Below are 9869 nucleotides of genomic sequence, written 5' to 3'. Positions count from 1 at the left end.
CTGGGACAAGGTTCTGGCCGCGCTCCTCGCCGACGCCGATGCGGCGGGCAAGATCGATTGGACGGCGGTGTCGGTGGACGCCACGATCAACCGTGCGCATCAGCACGCGACGAACACTGTTCGCCCTGATCAGGACACAGGGGGCCCGGTCGAATCACACAAATCCTCCACCCGGGTTCGTCGCGAGTCCGCTCGGCGGTGATCGTGAACCGGCCGGCCACGGGATCGGCCGTTCGCGGGGAGGCCTGACCACCAAGATCCACGCAGCAGTCGACGGTCAGGGGCGTCCGCTCGCGGTGGTCGTCACCGGCGGACAGCGCAACGACGGCGCCATGCTCACCGAGATCCTCGCCGATATTCGGGTACCGAGATGCGGGGCTGGGCGTCCCCGCACTCGCCCGGACGCGGTCGTCGCCGACCGGGCCTACACCAGTGGCGTGAACCGGCGGATGCTCGCCGGCCGGGGTATCAAGGCAGTCATTCCGCAGAAGGTCACCGAGATCGACGCCCGCCGCCGCAAGGGCGCCGCGGGTGGTCGGCCACCGACATTCGACACCGATACCTACAAGGGCCGCAACGTAGTTGAGAGATCATTCAACGACACCAAGCAATGGCGCGGACTGGCCACCCGCTACGACAAACTCGCCATCACCTACCGGGCCGGGGTCGTGCTCCAAGCATGCTTGCGATGGTCACGACTATTGGGAGACACGCCCTAGCCACCCTCGACATATCGGGCAGTCAGGTCGGCGTCGATGCGAGCAACGCCCAAGAGACTCGCAAGATCAAGCTGCGGGTCAAGTACCGAACATCGGGCGACTGGCAGACCTCGACCGCCGAGGGATCGCCCCAGACAGAACCCGCCGTCGTGGACGAATACTGGATTCTCGTCGACTTCTCCGACGACCAACCGACCTACTATGTAGTCCCCGCCTGGTGGATCGCGAACGACATCCACGCCCGCCATCAGCAGTACCTCGACGATCACGGCGGGCACCGCCGAGACAACGACGACAGCACGCACCATCGAATCGAGACCCATCGCGTGATCCGCTGGGAACAGGCGTGGGATCAGCTCGGCATCTTCCCTGCCGCGAAGTAGTCACGGTCAGCCCATCGGGACGTGACGCTGACCGTCACCACACCAAGCCCGCCTCGGGCGACGCTGGACGGCATGAACGCACGCGAATTAATCCGTCTAGCAAGGGAACACGGCTGGACAGTCCAGCATCGAGCACGCCGCATCCATCCGCGATTGATTCCGCCTCCCGACGTGGACGCACCACCGATCACGATGCCCGCGACCCCGAGCGACTGGCGCTCGCTGCGCAACGCAGCAGCCGCGCTTCGTCGGGCTGGGGTCCCTGTTCCGCACAAGGGCGGACACTGACCTTGCGCGTCGTCGCTGGTGCTCAGTGGTCCCTCTCACCGAGCATGGACACGGGAGGTGATCACCGATGGATTGGGCAGATGGCGAGCGCGAAGTGATCGAGCAAGCGGAACAGCTCGGCGTGACCGTGCATATCGGCGACCTGTGGCGGACACCCGACGGCACCCTCACGATCAGGGGTGCAGGCAACGCCTCGAAGTGGCTCGATGACCTATCGCGGGGACTCGATACGCGCAGGTGAACCAGCCTATTGTGGGTCAGGCACCTGGGCTGCCCACCCAAATACGGTTCGCGATCACGGAGGGTTGATACGCTGCCGTCATGTCCGACTCGTCGCCCTACACGCCCGACTCGACCTCGCCCGCGAGTGCTCCACAGCAATCCAACGTGCTCGCAGCGATCATCGTTGCCCTCGCTCTGCTGCTTGGCGGACTGATGAGCTGGCATCCGTGGAGCGGCGACCCTGAACCGCGTCTGACCACCATCACGAAGACCTATTCAAACCTCATCGACCGCGAGGGAAAGCCAAAGGTGGAATACACGGTTGACTGCGTTCAGTCGGGAGAGCAGCTCACGTGCGACTGGGACCACAAGAACTAGCAGGCGACACAGCATGAAGCGCACAGTCCCCTGGATACGACGCGAACAACTCCAGGCATCGCTCACCACCAGCGTCGGCACGTTCGCACTGCTCGCCACAGCGGGGGCATTCGGCGGTGGTGAGCTGGTGTGGATAGTCGCGGCGATAGCACTGTGGGGCTTGACCGTGTGGACCTGGCGACGACTCGGGGCTTGGTCGCGCAACGCGCCAGACCGACCTCGCTGAGACCCCGACGAGTGGTGGATCACCGCCGCAGGTCAACCACGACAGAGCAACTACTTGCCGCCGATGTCGGTGAGCAGCTTCTGCATCTTCGGAGTGATCACACGCGGTTTCGCGAGGTACTGGTCAATGTCCGCCTTGTCCAGGGCTACCGCCCCGACAACTTGCAGACGATTGTCAGCCTCACCGAGGAAGTACGCCGCCCATATTCCCTCCGCAATCTCTGGGAACCCAGGCATCGGGCACTGCGTGGTTCCGTACGTAGGTCCACGGAAGCCACTCGGAAGCTGTCCACGGATCGCAGCCGAAGATCGAATACCGAACTCCGTAGACGGGTAGTTCTGCGCCGTCTGGATCGCCTTCACTCCCTCCGCCTGCCCGAGCACGATCACACTGGTCAGACTGTCCATCGAATTCGCGCTGATAGCTGAGTAGTTCCGAAGCAACTCGTCACTCGCACGGTCACATGGAGACGCCGAAGGCGACGAGGAGGTTGATCCTGACGGCTCGACGGAAGCTCCACACGCGCTAACCAGGATCGAGATGAGAACCAGTGCGACAGCAGAGGTACGAATCTTCATCATGCCCCTCTGGAGCGTGAGCTGCGTGATCACGATTTCGAAGTCGGTCATCGCGGCGCCGTGCTGGGGCTATCGCGTCTCCGCTACGAAATCGCAGATCCGCCATTTATCGTTCGACTTCTCCCAACGACCGAAGTAGATAACGGTGTTATCTGAGTCCATACCCGCTGCATGCTTATCGTATCTAACAGCCACGCGCGCAGTGACGCTAGCGCCGTTATTCGACAACAGATTGTCCGTCATCCTTCGGACCGCTCCGTTCCCACGTTCACGGAACGAATCCTGCTGTGCAGCGCGAAACTCCTCCTCTGACTGGCGGGCAAATTGCGAGTGGAGGACACCGCACGTCAGTTCGAGAAGGCTATTCCTGTCCGCTCGATTCAACGCATCAATAAGCTGAATCGATATCATCTCAGGCGCTGTCATCGACGGACGAATCCACGTCGACTGCGTCGAAACCAGCCGACTCGGTTCAGGGGGCGAATACGGACCAACACATCCTGACACAGAAAGGAGCGCGCCTAGCCCCACAGTCACCACTGCACACTTCCGCTTGTTCATCATTTTGGCGCCCCGAATAGAATGTCGTAGATACCATTCGCGGTCACTACGTCCCAATATACACGCGCTGTCTTCGTGCACACCGCCAACCTCGGATCAGTCAGTCCGTACATAAACCTACAATTTTGCACCAAATTCGAATAGAGCTGCCCGTTACAGAAGGTCCATAGATCCTTCCCAGTCTTTCCAGTTTGTTTCGTACCGTACCCATCAAGACACATATCGTGACGGGCACACGGTCCACTAAAATTCGCGTTCGCGCCAAGGGAGGGAAACTGATCGGGCGAACCCGAGCAGTAGTCATGCTTTAGCGAATACGCGAAACAGCTTTGCCCAGAACCTTGAAGCTGCTCACACTTCGGATCGTAGATGTAATCATCTGGAACCTTCACCTCTGGGATTCCCTTATCGCCGCCCACAATTGATCCACCAACACATCCGCCGTTCGTGTACTTGACCAGACAGAATTGTGGATCACCGCCTCGCGTGCCCGTTCCACACGCCGGAAGCGCCGCTATCGCCGAGATGTCATCTGCCGTGGGCGTGCCGACAGCCCCGCTCATGAACGGGGTAGCGCCGTCTGCTAGTCCGAGCGCATGCCCCAACTCGTGCACCAAAACACGAACCCTCTGAGCCGAAGATGCAGCCCTCGAAGTGTTTACGTGAATCGCCCGCGACGGCGGAACATACTCACCGTCCCAGATATCATTCGAGGGAGCGAATGTGATCGATGTGTTGGCGGGACCATCTACCACCTCGATCTTCGCACCCACCGCCCGCCACACGTTCACAGCCGCCTTGATGTCATCCGCCATCGGACCAGTCGCGTTTACGGTAACAGGGTTCGAGTTGACTCGACAGTCCGAAGTAGAGCTGCGCGAAGGCTCAGCCACCGATGCCTCACGATTGTTCGTCTGCGCGCCCGTTGTCGGCGGGCTCTGCCCCGTCGTCGGCGGCTGCTGCGCTGTCGTCGGAGCCTGCGTGAGGGTAGGAGCCTGAGTCGGCGTGCAGTTCATGATGCAACTATCAGGAGAGGTAGACACCGTGGGCATCGGCATCACGGTGCCCTGGAAGCCGCCATTACCCTGCGTCGGTGCACTCGGCGTATCAGGCGGGGTATACCCAGGAACCGTGGTCGTCGGAGCCTGCGGAGCCGTCGTTGGGACACCGCCCTGCGTAGGTTGACCACCTTGAGTCGGCTGCGGACCAGGAATACAGGTAGTCGCTCCTGGCGGACATACCGCCATCACGGGACCTGCGCTGAACGAGAGCGTGGTCACGAGCAGAGGTAGGATCGCAGCGTAGATCAGCTTGCGCCAGCGGTGCAGCTTCGGCGGCTCAGGCTCGGGCGGAGTCGGCTTGCGTCTGCCGCCCGACGGCGGCACGGACCTGCACGCGAATGCGATCCGCAGTTTCGCACTTGGCTCGGTATCTGACATCGTGCACCTATAGCTCGACAACGTGAATACCTGGACGGTAGCACCAGAGTGAAGCGGTGTCCCGCAACCTCGCAGAGACATCCCGCAGCGCCCAGCGCATAGAGCGAACGCAGACGTTCCGACGCCCCGCAAACGGGACGCGCCGCCCGTCCGATCACAGGACGGGCGGCGCTCATTCGATGGGGTGCCGTACACGGACGGGCTCGTGGGCGCCCTCTCGGGCGGGATCGGGGAGGAGAAGGTGACCCACCGCCCGCGCTCATCCCAGGATATGAGATGACGGTCTCGCGGGGTAGGCGGAGCGCGGGGGCATGTCAGTCAGCCCGAGGTGCTGACCGCTTTCGTCCGCCCAGCACCGTGCGCGCAAGTCCAGACCACCCCACGACGAGCATCGCGAAGGCGAGCCAGTCCCACACACTCAGCCCATCGACCAACAGCTCTACAACGAACCACGCGGTGAGGACTCCGAACAGCAGGGCAAGAAACAGTGTTTTCATGCCTTCTCTCCATCCTCGCCGCCGCTGGTCTGCACCAGCCACGCGCCGTAGAGACTCACCGCCGCAGCCGTGATCAACTGCCACCAGGGAGTAGGTGCATCGAGTACCAGGACACAGACGGGCACGAACAGGAAGGTTGCGACCACCAGGCATGCGCCGAGAACAGCCCGAGTATTCACGGCTCGACTATGCCGCACTACCGATGCGCCCGTCTACTTATCGAGTTCATCTGACTACATCTATGCGAGAGCCTCACAGTTATGCATCGGCTCAGGAAGGTTGCCTATCTCCTGGTCCTAGTTCCGTGTCTCGTTGTAGGCGTCGTTGTCACCCAGTGGATCAGCCCTCGCGTCGGTGGGCTTCCCCCGTTCGCAGCGCAAGCGGTTGCAGTTGCGTTAGCGGCGCTCGTGACCGTGCAGATCATGGAGACTGTGCAGTGGTGGACGGCACGCTCCCAGGAATCGCGTTCCTCGCGCACGGTGATCACAGCCGTAGGCGACGCTCTCCTCGACTGGCTCCGCTGGGGTGTGAGCCTTGCGGTTGCGACTTGGATCATGATGGCGCTGCCGCTGAACTGGGCTCCGAACGTGCTTCGCGCAGCGGCGACCTTACTCCTGACAATCCTGCTCACCTCGCAAATGCTGCGAGCGCAGAAGCGGATCACGATGCGGGCTACCAGGGAGTCGGCATGAGGGAGAAGGTCGAACCGATCCCGTTCACCCTCACCGACGAGCACAAGGAATACCTCGACCCGCGACTCCTCAAAGGTGCAGACCCCGAAGCGCTAGCCCACTTCATCATCAGGGTGTGGGAGCCCGTGGACTACACACGGGTGCCTGGCTCCGCCGAGGGCTTCGTCAACGCAGTCGTCGAGTACGCGCACGGGAGGGAGGCACGGCAAGCTCGGGACGCCGCGTCGGACTACTCGAACAGCCCTGCGCCAACACCGACGTGGAAGCGCCGCACGAAGGCGCTGCTGATGTGGTTCGCGTTCATGTATCGCAACGAACCCGCCACCACGCGATGGCTGGCGATCTGGATGAATATCGGCGGACTCCCCGCATTCATCGGGATCATCCTCGCGGGTCGCGCTCAGTCGAACTCATGGATCGAACTCGGGTGTCTCCTTGGCGCGATCATCGGATTCATACTGTGGGGGCTGTTCACCCAGTATGTGAACGACCGACCTGGGCGACGCTGACCGATGTCCAGACAACGCAAAACCACCAGCCGTAAGGCACCCTCCACCCGTGCGTGGGCAGTCGTGGTCAAACTCCGCGACGGGCGCACTCTCTACCACTGTGACTGCGAAGGGGACCGCCCGTGGGGTCCGTGGGAGAACCGCGCACGCCGATTCCCCACCCGCAAGGAAGCGCAAGAGTACGCGGACCACTGCACCTCGGGAGCGGTCGGCGGCACCAGCTACTTCGTGGTGGACCTGCCGTCTCTTTGATGCGCCCGCTCGTCTCCTCGAAGCCTGACAACCCCGACCTAGGATTCCGACATGGGCAAGCACTCGTCAGGCGAATCACCAGACCTGTCGGTCAAGCTGCTCATCGCGACGCCCATCTGCCTGATCATGGGCGTGTTCGCCATCTGGCTCGGCATCGTCACCATCCACGAGCCCGCGACGTGTGACCTCAAGACGATGACGGTATCGGACGTGTGCCAGGTGGGGTCGAAGGGGACAGAGAAGCTGATTGCCGATGGAGTGTCGAACCCACCCAACCGCAAATACCGCAACCTCGACCAGCAGGAAGCGCACAACCGTGTCGTTGAGCCCGTCTACGTCCTGGTAGGAGCGGCGTTCACCGCTGGTTCGATATGGCTCGGCGTGCTGCAAGCTCGCGGACTCCGAGAACGGCGGCGGATTCGCCGACAACGGAACAGTAGGACATAGCTTCGCGGACCACGGGACATGACAGCGCGAGCGCCGAGCATACGGTCGCCTCGTCCCACACTGGGACGCATGGGAACTGAGACCACCGCCGCGACCCCGCACATGCTCGGCTACGTCCGCGTATCGACGACCTCGCAGGTGCTCGATCAGCAGGAGGACGCGCTGATCGAGTACGGCGTGCCGAAGGAGCGCATGTTTGGCGACCGCCTCAGCGGCAAGGCAGGAACCGAACGCCCTGGACTCGTAGCGCTACTCGACTACGCCCGCGCAGGCGATATGATCGTGGTGGCGGGCATTGATCGGCTGGGACGGTCCGTCGCGGAGGTGTCGAGCACCATCGCTGAACTGTCTGCGCGCGGCATCACACTGCGGAGCCTGCGGGAAGGCATCGACACGTCCACAGCGGCGGGACGCATGATCGCCTCGGTGCTCGCCAGCATCGCCGAGCTAGAACTTGAGCTGGGGCGAGAACGGCGCGCCGCCAGTCGTGACGCCCGCCGCGCACGTGGACTCCCCGCGACCCGCCCGCCGAAGCTGTCCGCGACCGAGCAGGCGCAGCTCGTACGCCTGCGCGCGACGGGCGAGCCCGTGTCCGCGCTCATGGCGCTGTTCGGGGTCTCGCGCAGCACGGTCTTCCGTGTGCTCGCCGAGCACCGCGTGGAGGGCGGCGGGGTGAGTTAAGTTCAGCGGTATGGCATATCCCAATCCGACATACCTGATGCTGAATGGCTCCGCACCCGAGTCTGGGAAGGAGATACCTGTCAAGACAGTCCAGGTCGGAGAGCTGACGGTGCTTTCTGGCGCAGTCTGCGGATGCGACCCTGGACCGTACCTGAACTCGGCTTCCACGTTCACGGCACCGAACGGTCAGCATCCCGTTTACGTGACCACCGCAGACGTATCGAAACACGGCGACGGCAGTCATTTGCGCATGGCGTACCTGAGCCTTATGTTCACGGACTCTCCAATCGCACGGATCGACACTGCGATCAAGATCGGCGGAGCCCCCCTCGATGAGGGACAGGTATACGGTGCAGTAGTTGACGCCGCCACAGTCTCGTTCGCGGACGCCTCCGCCGTGACATTCACCCCCGAGAACGATGACTGGTACACCCTCAGCGACCACTGGGAAGCCCGCATGGATGATCCGTCCCACTACTTCCAAGGAGTAGCCAACGTAGAACTCCCAGGCACGTCACCTCAGCTAAACATGATCCTCTGCCACTCAGGCTGGGGCGACGGCTTCTACCCGATCATCGAGTCCTACGACGCAGAAGGAAACGTCAACGGAATCCACATCGACCTACAGGTGCTCGGAGACATACCCCACGAGGAGAAGTAGCCCCCTCCAAGGGCGTCCCACCCCACACGCCGCTGGGATATGACACCCCCGCGTGTGACACCAGATGTGACACCCGACCACCTGCGCCGACCGCCTCGCGGAATCGGACATCAGGGCGGGTGTCCGATGTACAGATTGCGGACACCCACCAGTGTCCGATTCGACTCGACGGTCGGCACAGCTCGCAGGGTGTCAGATGTGGTGTCACGACGGAAGGTGTCACATCTGCGTGGTCAAGCGACGCGAGTGGCGACTATTTCCTGAGACTCGACACCTTGAGCCCGTGTGCGTCGGGAACCTGTCCCAGGGACTTGCGAATCTCGAAGAGCGAGTATGCGCCGTCCTCGGAGTTCACCACGGCTCGTAGTGCCCCGTCCTGTAGGAGCGGTGCACCGGTGTCGCCAGGAGCGCCGATGTCGTAGCTCTCTGTGCTGATCGCGCGGACACCGAACGTGCCCTCACCCTCGGGAAGCGGCTTGGGCATCACGGGGATGGCAGTGAGCACATCCACCGTCACCCACTTCCCCTTCGTGGACGGAGCGAGGTACTCGCCCTGGGTGTTGGACAGTGTGGGACCGATACTCTTCACCACCGCATGAGCGGACTTCGCCACCTCGGGCGACAGCTTGATCACAGGAATGGAGAACTGGCTCCCGTTAGCGAAAGGGATGCTGCCGTCGAGGGTGGCGGTGTTCGCCGTGGCAAGGACGGCAACGACCTTACCCACGGGAACCCCGTCAGTTGATCCGCCCCGGTGTGTCCGGAGACTCTCTGTGTTTGCTTGAGAGAGGATCCAACGATGGGAACGTCGAAGTACACGCCGGAGCTGAAGGCTCGGGCGTTGGAGATGGTCGAGGATGCGCGTGATGAGCATCCGTCGGAGTACGCGGCGATCGTGCATGTCGCGCAGTTGCTGAACATCACGACACCGGAGACGCTGCGTAAGTGGGTGCGGCAGGCGGAGGTGGACCGGGGCGCGAAGCCGGGGGTGTCCACGGCCGAGTCGGAGCAGGTTCGTGCACTCAAACGTGAAGTGGCGGAGCTGAAGCGGGCGAACGGGATCTTGAAGGCCGCGGCGGGTTTCTTCGCGGCCGAGCTCGACCGGCCACACCGCTGATCGTCGACTTCATCAGCTCCCACCTGGGTGACCGGGTGGGAGCTGATGGCCTGCTGTGGGGTGTCGAGTCGATGTGCGCCGTGCTCACTGAGTACGGCTGCCCGTTCGCCCCGTCGACGTACTACGACTGGATCTCCCGCGGGTCTTCTGCCCGTGACTACCGGGATGCGTTGGTGATCAACATGATTCATGATGCGAGGACGAAGGAACGGTTCACCG

At 62.6% G+C, this 9869-nt stretch carries 12 protein-coding genes and 2 pseudogenes; 11 read left to right on the top strand and 3 right to left on the bottom strand.

What is annotated here, in order from left to right:
* From AXK60_RS27930 to AXK60_RS09800, 5 genes and pseudogenes are all read left to right on the top strand, one after another.
* Window positions 1-202, top strand: a pseudogene (locus AXK60_RS27930) (hypothetical protein); the annotation flags it as partial.
* Window positions 117-719, top strand: coding sequence for an IS5 family transposase (locus AXK60_RS09810; RefSeq protein WP_425315211.1), 603 nt, complete (start codon window positions 117-119; stop codon window positions 717-719). The pseudogene AXK60_RS27930 and the gene AXK60_RS09810, both read left to right, overlap by 86 nt.
* Window positions 680-1102: a hypothetical protein gene (locus tag AXK60_RS26345; protein WP_139057856.1), complete on the top strand. Its 423-nt coding sequence runs from the start codon at window positions 680-682 to the stop codon at window positions 1100-1102. The genes AXK60_RS09810 and AXK60_RS26345 overlap by 40 nt, the downstream gene beginning before the upstream one ends.
* Before the next feature lie 355 nt (window positions 1103-1457).
* Window positions 1458-1631, top strand: coding sequence for a hypothetical protein (locus tag AXK60_RS26910; RefSeq protein ID WP_175399979.1), 174 nt, complete (start codon window positions 1458-1460; stop codon window positions 1629-1631).
* A gap of 80 nt (window positions 1632-1711) precedes the next feature.
* Window positions 1712-1990 carry a hypothetical protein gene (locus AXK60_RS09800; protein ID WP_068570969.1) on the top strand — a complete coding sequence of 93 codons (279 nt, stop codon included), beginning with the start codon at window positions 1712-1714 and terminating at the stop codon, window positions 1988-1990.
* Between the two features lie 276 nt (window positions 1991-2266).
* Here AXK60_RS09800 and AXK60_RS09795 read toward each other — a convergent pair whose 3' ends face one another.
* Window positions 2267-2845 carry a hypothetical protein gene (locus AXK60_RS09795; RefSeq protein WP_068570968.1) on the bottom strand — a complete coding sequence of 193 codons (579 nt, stop codon included), beginning with the start codon at window positions 2843-2845 and terminating at the stop codon, window positions 2267-2269.
* A 2442-nt stretch (window positions 2846-5287) separates the two neighbouring features.
* The gene (locus AXK60_RS26340; protein WP_139057855.1) at window positions 5288-5470 is read right to left on the bottom strand and encodes a hypothetical protein; all 183 of its coding nucleotides are present in this window, start codon (window positions 5468-5470) and stop codon (window positions 5288-5290) included.
* Between the two features lie 228 nt (window positions 5471-5698).
* Between AXK60_RS26340 and AXK60_RS09790 the strand changes: the two genes are divergently transcribed.
* The 5 genes from AXK60_RS09790 to AXK60_RS25760 all read left to right on the top strand — a co-directional run bounded on the left by AXK60_RS09790 (window position 5699) and on the right by AXK60_RS25760 (window position 8533).
* Window positions 5699-5983 carry a hypothetical protein gene (locus AXK60_RS09790; protein ID WP_068570967.1) on the top strand — a complete coding sequence of 95 codons (285 nt, stop codon included), beginning with the start codon at window positions 5699-5701 and terminating at the stop codon, window positions 5981-5983.
* Window positions 5980-6492 (top strand): hypothetical protein, encoded by a 513-nt coding sequence (locus AXK60_RS09785; RefSeq protein ID WP_068570966.1) that lies wholly within the window; start codon window positions 5980-5982, stop codon window positions 6490-6492. The genes AXK60_RS09790 and AXK60_RS09785 overlap by 4 nt, the downstream gene beginning before the upstream one ends.
* Before the next feature lie 303 nt (window positions 6493-6795).
* Window positions 6796-7191, top strand: a complete 396-nt coding sequence (locus AXK60_RS26335; RefSeq protein WP_139057854.1) for a hypothetical protein — start codon at window positions 6796-6798, stop codon at window positions 7189-7191.
* A gap of 69 nt (window positions 7192-7260) precedes the next feature.
* The gene (locus tag AXK60_RS09775; protein ID WP_068570964.1) at window positions 7261-7872 is read left to right on the top strand and encodes a recombinase family protein; all 612 of its coding nucleotides are present in this window, start codon (window positions 7261-7263) and stop codon (window positions 7870-7872) included.
* A 10-nt stretch (window positions 7873-7882) separates the two neighbouring features.
* Entirely contained in the window at window positions 7883-8533 is a 651-nt protein-coding gene (locus AXK60_RS25760) for a DUF4241 domain-containing protein (RefSeq protein WP_082777939.1), read from the top strand.
* Between the two features lie 253 nt (window positions 8534-8786).
* Here AXK60_RS25760 and AXK60_RS09765 read toward each other — a convergent pair whose 3' ends face one another.
* Complete coding sequence (locus AXK60_RS09765) at window positions 8787-9260, bottom strand: hypothetical protein (RefSeq protein ID WP_068570962.1); 474 nt, start codon at window positions 9258-9260, stop codon at window positions 8787-8789.
* Between the two features lie 120 nt (window positions 9261-9380).
* On the opposite strand from AXK60_RS09765, the pseudogene AXK60_RS09760 reads away from it, so the two are divergent.
* Window positions 9381-9775, top strand: a pseudogene (locus tag AXK60_RS09760) (transposase); the annotation flags it as partial.
* Between the last annotated feature and the right edge of the window lie 94 nt (window positions 9776-9869).

Origin of the sequence: Tsukamurella pseudospumae (genome assembly GCF_001575195.1) — a bacterium.
GTDB classification, from domain to species: domain Bacteria; phylum Actinomycetota; class Actinomycetes; order Mycobacteriales; family Mycobacteriaceae; genus Tsukamurella; species Tsukamurella pseudospumae.
This window is presented reverse-complemented; position numbering and strand designations above follow the sequence as displayed.

What these genes read in the sequence shown, in the direction of transcription:
- AXK60_RS26345 (WP_139057856.1), top strand. Translation starts at nt 680, where the DNA reads ATGCTTGCGATGGTCACGACTATTGGGAGACACGCCCTAGCCACCCTC.
- AXK60_RS26910 (WP_175399979.1), top strand. Translation starts at nt 1,458, where the DNA reads ATGGATTGGGCAGATGGCGAGCGCGAAGTGATCGAGCAAGCGGAACAG.
- AXK60_RS09800 (WP_068570969.1), top strand. Translation starts at nt 1,712, where the DNA reads ATGTCCGACTCGTCGCCCTACACGCCCGACTCGACCTCGCCCGCGAGT.
- AXK60_RS09795 (WP_068570968.1), bottom strand. Translation starts at nt 2,845, where the DNA reads ATGACCGACTTCGAAATCGTGATCACGCAGCTCACGCTCCAGAGGGGC.
- AXK60_RS09785 (WP_068570966.1), top strand. Translation starts at nt 5,980, where the DNA reads ATGAGGGAGAAGGTCGAACCGATCCCGTTCACCCTCACCGACGAGCAC.
- AXK60_RS26335 (WP_139057854.1), top strand. Translation starts at nt 6,796, where the DNA reads ATGGGCAAGCACTCGTCAGGCGAATCACCAGACCTGTCGGTCAAGCTG.
- AXK60_RS09775 (WP_068570964.1), top strand. Translation starts at nt 7,261, where the DNA reads ATGGGAACTGAGACCACCGCCGCGACCCCGCACATGCTCGGCTACGTC.
- AXK60_RS25760 (WP_082777939.1), top strand. Translation starts at nt 7,883, where the DNA reads ATGGCATATCCCAATCCGACATACCTGATGCTGAATGGCTCCGCACCC.